The following is a 15,795-nucleotide window of genomic DNA, read 5'->3' as shown; positions in this document are numbered from 1 at the left end:
TTTATGCATGATAACAATTTTGTTTTTGTTTTCATGTAAGCAGGAACCTTTGGAAGTGTACTCCGGAAATCCAGCGATATATTTTCAAGGAGCCATTCGAAATAATATTTATGAACCAAAAGATAACGGCAATTTTTCTTTCGGATATATGGATCCTGCGGAGAAAAATGCTGTTTATTCAATTATTGTAGCTTCTATGGGAGGCATACAGTCTACGGACCGACCCTATAAATTGTCGATCGATCCCAGTAGTGATTTAAAGGAAGGTCGGGATTTTGAATTCCTTGACCGCAGTTTTAACATTAAAGCCGGGCAGATGAATGATACCCTTTTTTTAATGTTAAACCGCACCGTAGAATTAAAAGAGAAAAACCTAACGCTCTTTCTGCAACTGGAAAGTAATGCGCATTTTAAGACGGCGATGAATAGCCAGCTGATTGGAACGGGAGCAAATGAACAAATAAAATATTTTACCACATTCACTTTTTGGGCCAATGATATCGCAGGTACCCCCTGGTTTTGGGATGCTACCCAATCAACGACAGCAAGTATTGTCAATGGCTATCTTGGTAAATTTTCAGGCAAGAAATTGAAATTATTAATCGATCGGTATGGATTGGATCTTGATGAAATAACTGCAATCGGCTATCAGGCTTCAGCATCAGCTATCCTAGCGTGGGGCTATGGGCTCAAATCCTATTTTGAAGAAATGCAGGCAGCAGGTACTCCTGTTCTAGATGAAGATGGTCTCCCGATGACAGTAGGTGTTTATTTACAGTAAAAAGATCGAATTATGAAAAAGAATCTTAAAGCAATATTACTGATGTTCCTATTTACATTCAGTCTTTTATCATGTAATAAGGATTTAGGGAACTATACCTACAGTGAATTAAGTGAAATTCAATTTACGGGTGTCGACTCGACTTATCAAGCTTTCAATCAAAAGGAATTTGTTATTAAACCCGTCATCAAGTTTTCGGATGGTGCTGCATTTAACGCCGATGAATATACTTTTGAATGGTTTACCATAAACGCAGCTTCCAATGTACTTAATGCGGACAAAAAGAAGTTTTTGGGGAATCAGCTCAATTTAGATACGACGATTACATTATCTCCAGGGGAATATGATTTGTATTTCCGTATTCAAAATAAGAAAAATAACTATCGCTATCAACACATCTCCAAGCTCAGTGTTACTTCCGAATTGAGTAATGGCTGGCTCGTGTTAAATGATATAGATGGTAAGGCCCGACTGGATATGCTAAACTACAACAGCATTCAACAAAAATATGTTCCTTATTCCGATATTTTGAGCACATTCAGCGATGTGCAAATGGAAGGAAAGCCAAAGCTGGTTTATTATCTCCATAACCGCGATCCTTTCACAAGTAAGTATTCAAACCGTGTTTATGTTGGGACAGATCAAATGACCTTGAGTTTTAATAATGAGATCCAAACTTGGACGGATTATCGTAACCTGCGTTTTGAAGTCAACCATCCTACATCTGCTACATACCATGCCGAGGTTATTCGATCGCAAAATCCCTTTCTATGCTATATTTTAGGTAGTGATGGCATCTTGATGGGTGAAAATGTCACACAGAACTTCTTATATGGACCGACGTTAAATCGAGTTAGTGGTGGAGCGCGGCTGAATATATCGAAATATATTGCCGAGTTTTACGGCGGATCAAGTGCCTATGCTGTCGTTTTTGATCAGGACAACAAAAGATTTCTCGTGCATTCTGGCACCAATTATACACTACTGCAACCTAGTTCTTCGCAACCAGAGATTTTTACGCCCGATCAAGTTGGTATGGACTTGTTGTACATGGAAAGAGCATTAACCGCTACCAATCAATTTTACGCCTTATTAAAAAATAGCAGTACCAGTCAAATCAAATTATTAAGGTTTGTACACAGCAGCTCCACCTTTACGCCCTTGGCATTTGATGTTGTAAGCAATACCCATCAGATTGATCAAGCGAATAGCTATGCTGTTGATCCCGTATTCGGATCTCTTATTTATACGATCGGAAGTCAAGTATATCAATATGATCCGTTCGGTAAAAAATACACGATGTTACTTGATTTAGGAAATCGGAAAATTAGCCTAATGAAATATCAAAAGTTGGTAAAAAGTAGAGCTGATCCACGGTATATCGATTTTTCAAAGAAATTGATGATCTGCAGCTACGATCCAAGTCAACCCAATACTTCAGGGAAGATGGAGTTTTATGAAATCAGTTTAGGCGGAACGGCAAAATTGACCGAATCCTATAGTGGATTTGGAAAAATTGCAGATGTTTCTTACCGCGAATAAAAAGGAATAGCCATGAAAAAATACATATTAACAATCCTATCCGCCTTCACTATCGGTATAGGATTCGCGCAGCCTAGAAGGCCTTTTGATGAGCAATTGCAGCATGCTTTTCTTAAAAAAGATCATACGGATCTCGTGGCCACATTGGCAGACAATTTCGCTGTGGCTGGGCACACAGGTACAGGTGCCCAATTTAGGTTGCAGCAGATCATTAAAAATTATCCTGCTGAAGCTATTGCTGTAATTTCCAACAAGAAAACGGATAAAGGGCAGCTTTATGCGGTGGAAATAACCGAAAAAGGGGGAAAGAAAACAAAAACGGATGTCTTGCTTAATAGCGAAGGCAAGCTGGTTCATATTACATTATTTGATCAGCTTTATGGAATGAAAAGGGCTACTAATCCCAGATTGCGGGCTGTCATTCCTTTTGAAAATAAAAATGGATCGATCTATCTGCAGGTCAAAATCAATGATTTTCGACGTCCATTAAATCTCCTATTTGATACCGGAGCAGATGGAATGGCTGTTAGCCAGCAACTGGCTGACGAGCTGGGATTAAAAGTAACGCGTGAAAACAATGCGTCGATGGTAGGTGGAAATGCAAAAATCAAAGTTTCGGACCAAAATACGATTCAACTGGACACGCTTCATTTGTCAGGACAGGGGATCGCAATTTTTCCGGAAATGGGGAGGGAAGGCGATGGACTGATCGGCAATAGTTTGATCCGTCAGTACATTACGCATATTGACTACGACAAGAATGTGATTTCACTTTATGATTTCGGCGATTTCGATTACAAAGAGAAAGGAACAACAGTGCCTGTCAGCATGCCTTCGGGTGTGATGATCGTTCCGGGGCAGCTCGATATTGTAGCAGGGAAAAGTCACCCAGGTCAATTTGTTTTTGATACGGGTGCATCTTATGATCTGATTTGTTTTCGACCATTTGTACGAAAAAATAAACTGCTTGTGAGTGGATTTAAACCCGAGGCACAGGCTTCTACCGTAAGCATGGGGATTTCATCGCCTACTTTTATTGGGAGAAGCCATCAGTTTGCAATTTCTCCCTTACCTGCAATGTCTGGATTACCAATCACCTTGATGGGGGGGAGTTCCCAAAATGAAAACTGGAATCCTGGCGCTGATGGTTCTATTGGTGTGCGTCTCATCAGTCGTTATAATATGACGATCAATCTGGCTGCAAATGAAATTCATTTCAGCCCCAATAAACTGCATGGGTTTCCGCAGGATTTTATCCTCAAAACGTATCAGTTCGGTTGGGACAATCAAGGTAAACTAAAGATGCTCGGAACACTTGGAGGGGGGGCGTCCTCCGAATTAAAACCCGGTGCACATATAGTCGCTATCGGGAGTTATTCTGTTGATCAACTTCAAAAAAAACCAGCTTTGATTGCGGAAATACAGGGAAAAGAAAGCGCGATCCATGTACAATTGGAAGATAAAAGTATTATTTCCATCTAAATCTCAACTCATATGAAACCCAATTATAGATTTTTAATGATCATTGTGCTACTGGTCCTTTGTGCACCATGTATCTATGCACAGGAAGTCGCTCCATTTAAGGGAAGTTTTGAGGCATGTAAGGCACAGGCTCAGAAAGAAAATAAATTAATTTTGATCGATCTCTATTTTGTCGGCTGTATGCCCTGCGCAGAGATGGACGAAAAGGTTTTCCCAGACCCTGCAGTTGCGAAGGAGATCGCTTCCAATTACATTGTCTTTAAAACCGATGTCATGAAGGAAATGGATGGTAAAAAACTGGCTCGTAAATATGGTGCGTCCGGCTTCCCAACTTTTGTCCTGTTGAATGGGGCAGGAAAAGCTTTATTGACCGAAGCTGGATATTTTGGAGCTGACCGTTTTGTTTCCTTATTACAAAAAGGGAAAGCATTGGAGAAACAACGTCAGTATTTGGCTTTTGATACCAATCTGGATCATGCTTATCCTGCTGCGTATAGCGAACGCTTTATCAAAACAGGTGAACAACATGATTTTGCGGAATTGGAGTCTTACTTAGCACAACAAAAAGATCTGACATCGGAAACCGCATTTTTAGCCAACACCGTGACCAATTTTCCTAGATATACCAACTGGGTCTATGATCATTTACCGCAATTGATTGATCTCTATGGCGGTTCGCTATTGTTAAATAAAGTGAATACGATCGCTAAACTCAAAAGCAAGCAATTTGGCGGTTTACAACAAGTCGATAGCTTGCGTCAATTGCTCAGCTACATTCGCCCGGTATATAATGAGCGCATGTGGTCTGTCTTTCTTCCCATTATTGTCACTAGCTATTATGAGCAATCCAAAGATGCGGCAAGCTATTTAAAATTAATAGATGAATATGACCTTTACCCGAATTGGGATCTAAGAAGTAATGCCCTGGGGCAGGTAATTTTTAGTCAGAAACAACAGCCAGCGATCTTGAAATCTATTCTAAAAGAATTTTTGGAGCAGCAGAAAAAAGGAGTATTAGATATTCCTGATCAATATAAACTGGTGGCCTTGTATCTGTATCTGCAGGATTTTGATCAAGCTCAAAAAGCGATGGACACCTTATTGAAATCGGACTTCTCAGATCCTTATCTCGCAACCAAGAAGGCTGATATTGAACAATTAAAACAGGCGATTGCGAATAAGAATACACATACCATCCAAATAAAAGACATTAAAAAAAGTATCCCAGTGCGCTTAGGCTAAGGGAATAAAAAACTAATCATAAATCGAAAATACATTTTAATGAAAAAAACAATTTTAATCGTTGCAGCAATAATGACATCCTTATTTGCTCTAGCGCAAAAACCGAGTAATATCAATGGGACTTTAGTCACTCCTGTAACCAAAAAAGTGGGTTTGTTCAAAGTCTTGAATGGACGGCTTGTTGAAATCGCTACGTCAATGACCGACTCCAAGGGGCGCTTTGCCTTTCGTTTCACTCCCGAGTATGAGGGCTTATATGCTGTTGGTGCTGGCAATCCTTTGAGCCAGCAAGGGCTTTACCGTTTTTATTTTAAAGGCGATGAAGTGTTGAATGTACAATTGGAAAAAGATAGTTATGCTTTGGTTGAAAAAAATACCCCTGAAAATGAAGCGCTTTATGCCTGGGATAAGCAGAGCAAAACTTTCCGTGACAAAGGTCTTACAGCTGGTGGAATGAGTACCTATGTGGATTTCTTTCCTGAGGTAGAAGCATTCAAAGTAAAACTTGATGGCATCAAGAAGGGTGTCAAAACTGGGAATGCAAAATTTGACCAATTCTTCCCTGAAATAGTGGATTATGATTTTGCGTATTATGCGACGTCATTTCTGCAGATGCCTCGTACAGCACACCCTAGTAAAGAGGAAATGAGCGACTATTACACCGAATTCAAATCGGATAAATATTTGACGTTAGAACTTTTAAAATTTCCTTATGGGGATCGTTTCTTAGGTAATCTGGTGTTTCGCAAAGTGGATTTAAGCAGTAAGCCTACATTCGATAAAATGGTGGAAGCAATAGGTCCAGATGAGCTGAAGGGGCAGTATGTATTGCAACGTTTGGAAGGCGCTCGTTCTTATCAGGATTTTCAGGAAATGAATACGACGTATAAGAAGTATTTTATATTGCCAGAACAACTGGAACGTGCCAAAACGGTAGAAACAAAATTAGTAGAGACCAAAACAGGTGTCCCTGCATTTCAGTTTAGCTTTCCGGATTTAAAAGGTAAGAATACCAGTTTGAGCGATTTGAAAGGTAAAGTTGTTTTAGTGGATATGTGGGCGACATGGTGTGGCCCATGTCGTGCGGAAGAACCGCATTGGGAACAGTTGAATGAGCTGTATAAGGATAAGGCTGTTGCATTTGTTGGTGTTTCTGTTGATCAGGATAAACCGAAGTGGGAGGAGTACCTTAAAACTAAAAACTTGAAAGGGATCCAATTGCACGCGGGTTCTGGAAATGACCTTTCTACAGCATATAAAATTAATAGTATTCCACGCTATATTTTAATTGATAAGGCGGGTAATTTGATCAATGCAGATAGTCCACGTCCGAGTGATGCAAAGCTGAAAGAATTGATCAATCAGTATTTAGCGAAGTAAATTTTCATCTTTTATACCACAGGCCTTTCCCTAAAACCATGGGGGAAGGCCTGTTTTTATTGCGATATTTTAAATCTCAGCGGATATTGTTTACCTTTGCTCGGATAGGAGTATAGCATGACATCAGATTTAACATTTACAGCGATCGATTTTGAAACAGCAACAGGGCATCAAAATAGTGCCTGTGCAGTTGGTATCGTTACAGTGGAATCGGGTATCATTACGAATGAATTTTATTCCTTGATCCAGCCACCTCGCAATGAATATATGTGGCAGACGACCCGTGTGCATGGCATCAAACCACGTGACACGCAACATTCCCCTACTTTTAAGGAGCTGTTTCCTTCCATTCAATCCCTGTTGACTAATAAATTGATGATTGCTCACAATGAGTTGTTCGATCGCAACGTTTTACGTAAAACAATGTTACATTATGGTTTGTCTTACGAGGAACTGCAGCTTGCCGAGATGTGGGAATGTACTTATAAGATCTATCGTAACAAAGGTTTTAAACCTGCTCGCTTAAATGCTTGCTGTGAAGTACTGGGAATCAATCTCAATCACCATGAGGCATTATCCGACGCGAAAGCCTGTGCTGAATTATATCTGCGCCATCCTTTTGTAGCGACATTGGTGGAGGATGGTAATTAGTACTTAGAAGGTAGTAATTAGATTTGAGAAAATTATTTCGTTACTCCGTCACTACTTTACTCCGCTACTCGATCACTGTGTTACTTAGTCACTACTTTACTCCACTACTCGATCACTATGTCACTCCGTTACTAGTTACTTCGTCACTTCATAACTAGTCCCTTCGTTACTTCTTGATAAATAAGGTTTTATTGCGAGTAGTGAACGATGTCCACCTCTTTGTCCCCCTTTTGTCCCCCCTTAAAACTCGTTCTTGCAGTAGGTAAGATTTATCTTTGCCTTTGTCAATTCAAAAACGCTTAAAAATTGTCTTTTGAAAAGATTTGTCGCAAATGGTTCTTATTTTTTTAATAATATGTTTTACGTCTATCTTTTACTTACTGCTTTAATTTTAGTATCTGGTTTTTATTACTGGCGCAGATCGCGCTTGTCTGCTGAGTTTTTAAAACGTGCTGCTTTACAGGTGCACTATCGGTTTCATCACTTAGAAAATGATGAACGAGAATACGGAAAATCAAAAAATGGAGCATTGTTACTTAAAGTAAAAAGAACAGATCAGGACACCCGTAATATTGTGGTAAAAGATGTGATCATGGATCACGCTTGTCTCAGTGTAAGTTTAGATCAGATCATTATGATCACTTTTCCTGCTGATTCAAACCAAGCCTATGAGGCTTCCGTACGTTTTCGAATACGGGGTGCGGTGCGTAAACCAGATTTCCTAAGCCACCACCATGCGACCGTTATTGGTTATATTACTTCCGAAAAATCAGGACGTGTGCCTTTCCGTATTAAAGTTGGGATGCTTGAGGCGGAGCAGGTTAGTCAAGTTTGATTTTAGTAGTTAGTCGTTAGATTTTAGAAAGTTAGTTTGTCTGTGGGTTAGAAAGTTAGTGCGTTACCGTGTTCGTATCGCATCCGTTACTTCCATCACTACTTTACGCCGTCACTACTTTATAGGTTCGTTTTTTTTGTTACATTCATACTTAAGAGGGGGAGACACACGGTAATGCACGTGCTCCCCACTCTTATTATTTATGGATTGGTAAGTTAGAATTCTTCTCCGTTACTGCTTCACTCCATCACTCGTTACTGCGTCACTACTTTACTCGATCACTTCTTCACTCCGTTACTCCATCACTTCATTAGCCGATTAAATAATTGTATTATATTCAGCATCATGTTATTGTTTATGAGATACTATTTATCTAAGTTTGTTTAATATTATATTAAAAAATATGAAGATAGCGCTACAGCAACCTTTCGGAAAGTGGGTTGTTTTTATTCTGGTTGCATTTTTTTTCGTTAGCTGTAAAAAAAATACACCAGATCCAGAACCGGAGCCTGAACCAATTGTACGAACCACGGATCAAAAGATCCGGGATAGTATCTATTATTATTATAAACTGTACTCGATATGGGAAGAGAAATCCATTCCAAAATATGAGCTTCCATCCGAATTTACAGATAAGTATAATTCTGCTAGTAGTGTTCTCAATGCCTTAAAAGGTATGACTCCTGCCTATGCCAACTATGCACAGTATGGTGGTGTATATGACCGTTTTTCTTTTATCGATGGACTTAATGGTTATAATATCAATGCTACGGCAAAGTTAAAAATGGATCGGAATGATGGTTATGGTTTATATATTTCCATGGGTACGGTCGATTCAAAAGTCGCAAGACCTGTTATCTATTTTGTCGAAGGTGGTTCACCTGCTGATAAAGCTGGGTTAAAGCGATCGGATATGGTAACAGCTATCAATGGCGAGACCGACTTTACTGTTGCGATCAACTGTGATGCTTCAGGATGTAAACCTGTTGATCCCAATGCGCTGACAAACATGAGAAACCGTGTAGCCAATGCGCTGGAAGGTGGTGGTCTTCAGCTCGCGCTTTTGCGTCAGGATGGAACTACTTATAATGTAAGCCTATCTTATGGATCATATACCATCGATCCGATTTATCACGAGGAGGTTTACGAATATCCAAGTAAAAATGTGGGTTATTTTGCCCTTTCTTCATTTGAAGAAATAGAACGTAATAATTATAATCAGCAACGCGTAGATGCTTCTTTTAAAACTTTTGAGGACAAGCATATCGAAGACTTGATCGTTGATCTACGCTATAACACAGGTGGCTATGTTGATGCTGCGGTATATATTGCAAACAAAATTGCGGGAACAAAAGTTCCGGAGAAAAAGCTAATGGTGACCTATATCTGTAACGCTTATATGGAGCGAACTCAGAAAGGTACCAATGGTATGTTCAGAGATACATACTTCAGTCAGACAAGTACCTTGAATCTGCGTAAAGTGTATTTTTTGGTCAGTGAAAAAACGGCTTCAGCGGCAGAGATGCTGATTAATGTCCTTAAACCTTATATGAACGTTCAGATTATCGCGACAGGAACACATACTTATGGGAAACCTGTTGGATTTTTCGAACAGATTATTGAAAACCGTGTTTCTTTCTGGCCAGCATCTTTCCAGTTGAAAAATTCTGCAGGTTTTGCTGATTACTGGGACGGATTAGTGGCAGATAAGCCCAATGTAAATGATTATATCTTTTTGCCGACAGGTGATACACAAGAGACGATGTTAGAGACGGCTTTGGAAGATGCTGTCCCGGGAAGTACAAAGAAAACGTCGGCCCGTGTTCGTGCAAGCCAACATGCCCGTATGTCAATCGGTGGTGCTGTCAATGCTCTTCCTGAAAGGGGTCTTTTGAAGAACTAGACGTGCTGTAACATATAGGGAATGATCGATTGATCATTCCGATTTTTAAAATGAAAAGAGCGGGATCCATATCGATCCCGCTCTTTTTTATAGGGGTGAATCAGATCACCTCATGCAATGTTCAATTGTGATACAGTAAGTTAGACTGCTCTGAGGCATTATGACTTATGACGGTGTCTCAAAAATATGTTGATGACAAAGTTGTGCAGCCGCTTCATCCGGTAAGCATTTTAGAAAACCAACAGGAACCTGGCTGATTACTTTTTCCAATGTACTGTTCATCATGGCAAAAAGATCTTTATTCCATCGAATAGCTGTACAACTTGGCAATACAGCAATGAAACCTTTCACGCCAGATAATGGTTCAAATATATTTTCAGGCCCCTGTTGCAGACGTACAAATGCTCTTAATGGTATCGCTTCATTTTTATAACAAGGCGTTTTACCGCTCCAAGGAGTACCATATATAATCACGCCATTTTCTGTAATCCGGATCGCCGGATTATCATCATTGAGCAATGATGTATCTGGGATATGTTTTAACCACAGACGGCTATGCGTACTTTTTCCTGTGCCGCTTTTACCCAAAAAAGCTATGCCCTGACCATTTCGGTTGATGACCGATCCGTGGATCATAATGACATCGTGCAAGAGAGCAGCTTGACCAAAAAGCATCATCAACATCCAGCAGATAACTGCACTCTGTTCTGTTTCGGTACTTTCTGGGATATAAATGGTTGACTGAGCAAAATCTCTTTCACTGTACAGATACCAAAAGTCGTTCCCCCGATCATTGGCTATTGTCGTGATAAATGTGTTTTCTTTTTCATAAAAACAGAAGCGGTCTCCCCATGATATGGACTGATCACTTAAGAGCTGCCCGAGGTCTTCACCTTGCGGAGCTTGCTCCATACTCAGGTTCACCTGGATGGTCCTGTTTTCTTTCGTTGTATTGTATTGAAAATCACGGAAAGAGGGTAATAATTTTTCCAGATCTAGGCTAGCCGGATAGTTGATCTCCAGTATTAGATCGGCTATTTTATACCATCTTTTCGATATTTCAGTAGGGTTTGTTAAAGTCATAGCGCGTTTTCATTAGTCGAGATAGATACGCTGTACGCATGTATCGGCCAAGTTTAAGTCGTGAGTTACAAAAAGGCATAATTTATCTTGCCCAAAATCTAAAAGTCTTTTGATTAGTGTGTCGGCCGTATTTCTGTCCAGTGCCGAAGTCACTTCATCAAATAACCAGATATCACCATTATGCATCAGCGCTCGGGCAATCGCAATGCGTTGCGCCTGCCCTTCGGATAGGCCCATTCCCGATTCACCGACCACGGTATCGACACCATCAGGCAGTTCCAGTACAAATTCTGCACAGGCAATCCAAAGGGCTTTTTCTAAAGCAATATGCTCTCCTTCTTTAACATGAAGCATCAGGTTTTCCCGAATAGTGCCACTGAAAAGTGAATTTCCTTGTGGAATATAGGCAAAATTGATGCGGTGTGCAGCAGTTAAGGGTCTTGAACCTTCGCGGTCCGTGAGTAATATCTGGCCTTTTTCTGCTTTGATCAGCGATAGCAATAAGCGTATTAGGGTTGTTTTTCCTTTACCGCTGGGACCCACGATCGCGGTAGGTTGACCCGCCATCAGGTTTAAATTCAGGTTATTTAATACCCATTTATCTTCATATCTAAAAGATAGATCCTGGATCTTTAAGACTGTTGTCCCCAATAACCGTTGCTGTTCAATCTGCGGTTCTATTTCACCTTCTTTAAGTTCCAAGAGGCGGTCCGCAGAAACTCTGAATCGGACAAAACCCGGTATATAGGTGATCAGTGCGAGAATCGGTGTTTGTATCCGTGCCACCAATTGCAAAAACGCTGTCATGGTACCAAATGAGATCTGTCCACTATGCAGTCTATAGATCCCCCAGATAAAGGTAAGCAGATAGCCCGCATTAATACAGATTTTCATGGCACTCTGGGTATAGGTCGAAAAATTGAGCTGTCTCATTTTCAACACAAAAAGCTCTTGCTGGCTGGCGGTAAGTTTTTGCCTTCTTTTTGGAAAGATACCCATAGCCCGGATCAAGAGTCGAAAGCGAAGATTTTCTTGCAGAATGTTAGAGAAATTACTCTCTTCACTTTTTACTTCCCGACTCAGCTTGCGCATTTTTTGGAAGTATATTTTCGAAAATAAAAATAGGGGCGATATGGCCAGTATCAGGAGTGCCAGCATCGGATCCATGTACCATAGAAATGCAAGAGATGCCAGTAACTGTATAACGGTAAGCAGAAATGAAAGTGCCGATTTTGCGATCATAGTGGCCACTTCTTCGCAGTCCGTTTGGATTCGTATCTGGATATCGCCTGTATGCCAGTTTTTGATAAGCTTCCAGACGGATAGCATCTGTGCGTCTAGCATATTTCGTTGCAGCTGGAAGGTCATCATCATTTTGATTCGCTCATTTAGCCAGCTGGTATATGCCCGGATACCTATCCCAACAGCAACACTCGTTACAATTCCGATAAGTGTCCACTTCAGCGGAAGGTCTTCCGGAGAGATGGCCATGTCTACCGCTTTTTTGGATAGGTACACAAAAAGTAAGGAGAGCACAATCGCAATGAGCTCCAATATAAAATACAGGAGCAGTTTCGATCGGTATCCCTGGCTTATCGACCAAGCCCAGCGGATATGCTGTTTCAAGTTATTATTATTGGTCACAGCTGATGGTTTTTTTGGCATTTATTTTTCCAGCAAACCCTGTTTTTCGAAATCCTGAATTAGAATTTCAGCGTCAGCTTGTGCCTGTGTTTCCGTTACATCATAGTGTTCGCATAGCAGATCAACAACAGTTGCACTTGAGAACTCAATACCCTGCAACTGCTCCCAAAGCCATGCTGCAGAATCATTTAATGTATATACTGTAGAAAGATCAACCATATCTTGACTAGGATCCACAATCATATGATCCGAACCTATTGTTCTTAAAACTAAATCCGTTCTTAATTTCATTTATGTTAAAGTTAAAAAATTAGTAAATTCAAAGTTAATCAATCCTTCGCATTCTAAGAAATTAGGTCAGAAACCTTCTTTTTAGTGCATTGATTACCCTTCTAACGATTCTTAGCCGGTACCAGCTCATGCCTCTAAACCGTGGCCAGGTGCTGTTGATATCTTTTGCTAAATCACTGTCTCCTGAATAATGTTTTGTGGCAATCGCTATAATATCGGATGATGTTACGTACTCGTGCAATGCGATATTTCCATCGCCGGCTAGAACAATGTTTCCATTCTTTTTACCTACATAGCGATGAAAAACAAACTTGCCTTCATGTTTAGCTAGGATGTTTGCTCCTGAACGTAAAGGAGCTCCTCGATAAGCTTCAAGCAATACTCGGTCTCCATTCTTGATAAAAGGTAACATACTATTGCCCTTTATGCGGATGCAGACCTCTTTTCCTTCATTGAGCAAACGTTGTACTTCCTCAAAATACAGCTCATTCGTGATGATACGTGGTTCTGTTTTATCCATCTTTCCTAAATTAGGTGAGCTGGACCACATATTGGAGTGCCTGTTGCAGATCGGTATCTTTTAATATCACCTTTTTGTCGGCATCTAAAAGATAGATTGTCGGCGAAGCTTTGGTATCGTAAAGTCTTTTTTTCTGAATGACAGATTCGGTATCAAAACCATTGATCCAATTTCCTGCCAGATGCGTTTGAAAGTTTTTCCATTTATTTCGGTCGCCCCAAGGTTCGATGGTTACCATCTGTATTTGTTTCTTTTCAAAAAGATCGACAACTTGTGGTGTATCTTTAAGCGCCGCAATCATTTGCTTACAGTGTGGACATTCGGTGTCGTAGAAAAACAAGAGCGTATATTTTGACTTCACATCCGACAGCTTTTGGGTTTTGCCATCGCTGGTTTCGAAATTAAAATCTTCGGCTAGTTGACCTACTTTATTCCGCTGTACCAATTTATAAACCGGGCGGTAGGCCTCTTTTTCAAGGTCTGTCAGCTGATCGGTTTTTATAAGGTAACGCAGTACAGATTCGTAGCGGTTATCATTACGCATAGGCGAATTACCTTCGTAAAGATAGTGTTCGTATAATTTAATAAAATGATCGAAAGTTACTTTGTTTCCTTTTGCTTTGTCCAACATGCGTGCTACAGCATGATCCGCTACAGTATCTGTTACCGAGTTGAGTGCCGAGATAAAATCAGCTAATTTCTGCTCGCCAATATTGGGATCTTTAATTTTTGCGGTATCCTGCATATCAATTTTGTCCCAGTAGCTCAATACTGCACTGTCCGCACCGGTGTAGACGATGGTTTTCTTGTCTTTATCTGCATTATCCTGTTGATCAGACTTCGGTTTCGGATTGCATGCTATGGACAGCAAAGTGATTGCTCCACCTATACATAGCACTTTAAAGGGTACACATTTCATTATAATTAGCTTAATGATAACAAACTTAGCGATATTGTGATTGATATACAATATTATTGAGGTGAAGTTAAAAACTATTGCTTGATTTTTTTCATCTTTAGCATTAAATTTTAATGTTAGTTAGCGTAACGATCGTAAGCACTCCATGTTTGATGTTTCTGTAATGAATTAATAAAGAGCGTGTTATTTTTCTTGTTGTAAAATGAAAAATTACTTTCTGTCCTGTTATTGTAATTCAATACGTTTTCTTCGAGAACTTTTCACGACAGCTTTTGTTTTATAAATAATCTCTATCTTTGAGATAGTAAAAAAACTGTGCTTAATTCATGTTATTATTATTATTTTAAATATGATTACCATACCTGCTAAAGAAATGCGTATCGGCATTACTTTCAGTGCGTTTGATCTGTTACATGCAGGTCATATCAAAATGCTGGAAGATGCTAAACGTCAGTGTGATTACCTGATCTGCGGACTGCAGACAGATCCTACGTTGGATCGTCCTGAGAAAAATAAACCGACACAAACTGTTGTGGAGCGTTATATTCAACTCAAAGGCTGTAAATATGTGGATCAGATTGTACCTTATGCGACAGAACAGGATCTGCAAGATGTACTGCGTTCGTTTAAGATCGACGTTCGGATTGTTGGTGATGAATACCGGGAACGTGATTTTACGGGGCGCCAATATTGCGAAGAGTCAGGAATCGAGTTGTATTTCAACAGCCGCGATCATCGTTTTTCAAGTTCAGGTCTACGTCGTATCGTTGCCGAACATGAGGTGGAAAAAGGGTAGAAAGTAACAGGTAAAAGAGTAACGAAGTAACCAAGTGAAGAAGTAACCAAGTGAAGAAGTAACGGAGTACTGAAGTAACAGGTTGCATATAACTCGTCACAAAAAAACTAGTCACTAGTTCACTATCGTTACTACGTCACTAAAGAACTCGTCACTCCAAAAAGAAAGAGCTGCGTTACTGATCACTAGTCACTACGTCACTTAAAAACTACGTCACTTAAAAACTACGTCACTAAAAAAAGAAAGAACACATTACATGAAAATAGGAATTACATTTGGTGTATTTGATTTGTTGCATGCCGGACATATCATGATGTTGGAGGAAGCACGCCGCAATTGCGATTATCTGATCGTTGGGCTCAATACCGATCCTTCAGAAGTTTCTCCTGAGAAGAACAAGCCGACACAAACTGTTGTGGAGCGTTATATTCAATTAGAAGGTTGCCGTTATGTGGACGAGATCATTCCTTACGAAACGGAGCAGGACTTGATCGATATGATCAAAGCTTTGCCTATTCAGGTGCGTATCATTGGAGAAGAATACCGTGATATGGATTTCACCGGAAAGAAATATTGTGTGGAAGAAGGTATCGACATCTATTATAATAAACGTAGCCACCGTTTTTCAAGTACAGGTTTACGAAAAGAAGTTGCCGCGAAAGAAGCGAAGAAAGTTAAGTAATCGAATAACGAAGAGAAGGAGTAACAGCGTAACGAAGTTAATAG

General features: G+C 40.0%; 15 protein-coding genes. 10 read left to right on the top strand and 5 right to left on the bottom strand.

Translation table 11 applies throughout. From position 1 onward, the window contains the following. Positions 1-7: 7 nt before the first annotated feature. From ACFS6I_RS18605 to ACFS6I_RS18570, 8 genes are all read left to right on the top strand, one after another. Positions 8-781 (top strand): DUF4843 domain-containing protein, encoded by a 774-nt coding sequence (locus tag ACFS6I_RS18605; protein WP_380922913.1) that lies wholly within the window; start codon positions 8-10, stop codon positions 779-781. Positions 782-793: 12 nt separating this feature from the next. Beyond that, positions 794-2,323 (top strand): PKD-like family lipoprotein, encoded by a 1,530-nt coding sequence (locus tag ACFS6I_RS18600; protein ID WP_380922911.1) that lies wholly within the window; start codon positions 794-796, stop codon positions 2,321-2,323. 12 nt (positions 2,324-2,335) lie between these two features. After that, positions 2,336-3,805, top strand: coding sequence for an aspartyl protease family protein (locus tag ACFS6I_RS18595; RefSeq protein WP_380922909.1), 1,470 nt, complete (start codon positions 2,336-2,338; stop codon positions 3,803-3,805). 12 nt (positions 3,806-3,817) lie between these two features. Beyond that, positions 3,818-5,047 (top strand): thioredoxin family protein, encoded by a 1,230-nt coding sequence (locus ACFS6I_RS18590; protein ID WP_380922907.1) that lies wholly within the window; start codon positions 3,818-3,820, stop codon positions 5,045-5,047. A 39-nt stretch (positions 5,048-5,086) separates the two neighbouring features. After that, positions 5,087-6,427 carry a TlpA family protein disulfide reductase gene (locus ACFS6I_RS18585; protein WP_380922905.1) on the top strand — a complete coding sequence of 447 codons (1,341 nt, stop codon included), beginning with the start codon at positions 5,087-5,089 and terminating at the stop codon, positions 6,425-6,427. Positions 6,428-6,544: 117 nt separating this feature from the next. Next, positions 6,545-7,078 carry a 3'-5' exonuclease gene (locus ACFS6I_RS18580; RefSeq protein ID WP_380922903.1) on the top strand — a complete coding sequence of 178 codons (534 nt, stop codon included), beginning with the start codon at positions 6,545-6,547 and terminating at the stop codon, positions 7,076-7,078. 313 nt (positions 7,079-7,391) lie between these two features. Beyond that, positions 7,392-7,913, top strand: a complete 522-nt coding sequence (locus ACFS6I_RS18575; RefSeq protein WP_380922901.1) for a hypothetical protein — start codon at positions 7,392-7,394, stop codon at positions 7,911-7,913. A gap of 403 nt (positions 7,914-8,316) precedes the next feature. Then, on the top strand, positions 8,317-9,816 hold the full coding sequence (locus tag ACFS6I_RS18570) for a S41 family peptidase (RefSeq protein WP_380922899.1): 1,500 nt from the start codon (positions 8,317-8,319) through the stop codon (positions 9,814-9,816). Between the two features lie 165 nt (positions 9,817-9,981). On the opposite strand, the gene ACFS6I_RS18565 is transcribed toward ACFS6I_RS18570, so the two are convergent. From ACFS6I_RS18565 to ACFS6I_RS18545, 5 genes are all read right to left on the bottom strand, one after another. Further along, the gene (locus ACFS6I_RS18565) at positions 9,982-10,899 is read right to left on the bottom strand and encodes a hypothetical protein (RefSeq protein ID WP_380922897.1); all 918 of its coding nucleotides are present in this window, start codon (positions 10,897-10,899) and stop codon (positions 9,982-9,984) included. A 12-nt stretch (positions 10,900-10,911) separates the two neighbouring features. Further along, the gene (locus ACFS6I_RS18560; protein ID WP_380922895.1) at positions 10,912-12,564 is read right to left on the bottom strand and encodes an ABC transporter ATP-binding protein; all 1,653 of its coding nucleotides are present in this window, start codon (positions 12,562-12,564) and stop codon (positions 10,912-10,914) included. Next, positions 12,565-12,834: a PqqD family protein gene (locus tag ACFS6I_RS18555; protein WP_380922893.1), complete on the bottom strand. Its 270-nt coding sequence runs from the start codon at positions 12,832-12,834 to the stop codon at positions 12,565-12,567. A gap of 61 nt (positions 12,835-12,895) precedes the next feature. Further along, a complete protein-coding gene (locus tag ACFS6I_RS18550) occupies positions 12,896-13,354 on the bottom strand; it encodes a S24 family peptidase (protein WP_380922891.1) in 459 nt (152 codons plus the stop codon). 10 nt (positions 13,355-13,364) lie between these two features. Then, a complete protein-coding gene (locus ACFS6I_RS18545) occupies positions 13,365-14,273 on the bottom strand; it encodes a DUF5106 domain-containing protein (RefSeq protein ID WP_380922889.1) in 909 nt (302 codons plus the stop codon). Positions 14,274-14,622: 349 nt separating this feature from the next. Here ACFS6I_RS18545 and ACFS6I_RS18540 point away from each other — a divergent pair, with 349 nt between their 5' ends. Together ACFS6I_RS18540 and ACFS6I_RS18535 are read left to right on the top strand one after the other, a co-directional pair. Further along, positions 14,623-15,069: an adenylyltransferase/cytidyltransferase family protein gene (locus tag ACFS6I_RS18540; protein ID WP_021188618.1), complete on the top strand. Its 447-nt coding sequence runs from the start codon at positions 14,623-14,625 to the stop codon at positions 15,067-15,069. 256 nt (positions 15,070-15,325) lie between these two features. Then, the gene (locus ACFS6I_RS18535; protein WP_380922887.1) at positions 15,326-15,751 is read left to right on the top strand and encodes an adenylyltransferase/cytidyltransferase family protein; all 426 of its coding nucleotides are present in this window, start codon (positions 15,326-15,328) and stop codon (positions 15,749-15,751) included. Positions 15,752-15,795 lie beyond the last annotated feature (44 nt).

The organism is Sphingobacterium anhuiense (genome assembly GCF_042686355.1).
In the GTDB taxonomy this organism is placed as follows: Bacteria; Bacteroidota; Bacteroidia; order Sphingobacteriales; family Sphingobacteriaceae; genus Sphingobacterium; species Sphingobacterium anhuiense.
This window is presented reverse-complemented; position numbering and strand designations above follow the sequence as displayed.

What these genes read in the sequence shown, in the direction of transcription:
- ACFS6I_RS18605 (WP_380922913.1), top strand. Translation starts at nt 8, where the DNA reads ATGATAACAATTTTGTTTTTGTTTTCATGTAAGCAGGAACCTTTGGAA.
- ACFS6I_RS18600 (WP_380922911.1), top strand. Translation starts at nt 794, where the DNA reads ATGAAAAAGAATCTTAAAGCAATATTACTGATGTTCCTATTTACATTC.
- ACFS6I_RS18595 (WP_380922909.1), top strand. Translation starts at nt 2,336, where the DNA reads ATGAAAAAATACATATTAACAATCCTATCCGCCTTCACTATCGGTATA.
- ACFS6I_RS18590 (WP_380922907.1), top strand. Translation starts at nt 3,818, where the DNA reads ATGAAACCCAATTATAGATTTTTAATGATCATTGTGCTACTGGTCCTT.
- ACFS6I_RS18585 (WP_380922905.1), top strand. Translation starts at nt 5,087, where the DNA reads ATGAAAAAAACAATTTTAATCGTTGCAGCAATAATGACATCCTTATTT.
- ACFS6I_RS18580 (WP_380922903.1), top strand. Translation starts at nt 6,545, where the DNA reads ATGACATCAGATTTAACATTTACAGCGATCGATTTTGAAACAGCAACA.
- ACFS6I_RS18570 (WP_380922899.1), top strand. Translation starts at nt 8,317, where the DNA reads ATGAAGATAGCGCTACAGCAACCTTTCGGAAAGTGGGTTGTTTTTATT.
- ACFS6I_RS18565 (WP_380922897.1), bottom strand. Translation starts at nt 10,899, where the DNA reads ATGACTTTAACAAACCCTACTGAAATATCGAAAAGATGGTATAAAATA.
- ACFS6I_RS18560 (WP_380922895.1), bottom strand. Translation starts at nt 12,564, where the DNA reads ATGCCAAAAAAACCATCAGCTGTGACCAATAATAATAACTTGAAACAG.
- ACFS6I_RS18555 (WP_380922893.1), bottom strand. Translation starts at nt 12,834, where the DNA reads ATGAAATTAAGAACGGATTTAGTTTTAAGAACAATAGGTTCGGATCAT.
- ACFS6I_RS18550 (WP_380922891.1), bottom strand. Translation starts at nt 13,354, where the DNA reads ATGGATAAAACAGAACCACGTATCATCACGAATGAGCTGTATTTTGAG.
- ACFS6I_RS18545 (WP_380922889.1), bottom strand. Translation starts at nt 14,273, where the DNA reads ATGAAATGTGTACCCTTTAAAGTGCTATGTATAGGTGGAGCAATCACT.
- ACFS6I_RS18540 (WP_021188618.1), top strand. Translation starts at nt 14,623, where the DNA reads ATGATTACCATACCTGCTAAAGAAATGCGTATCGGCATTACTTTCAGT.
- ACFS6I_RS18535 (WP_380922887.1), top strand. Translation starts at nt 15,326, where the DNA reads ATGAAAATAGGAATTACATTTGGTGTATTTGATTTGTTGCATGCCGGA.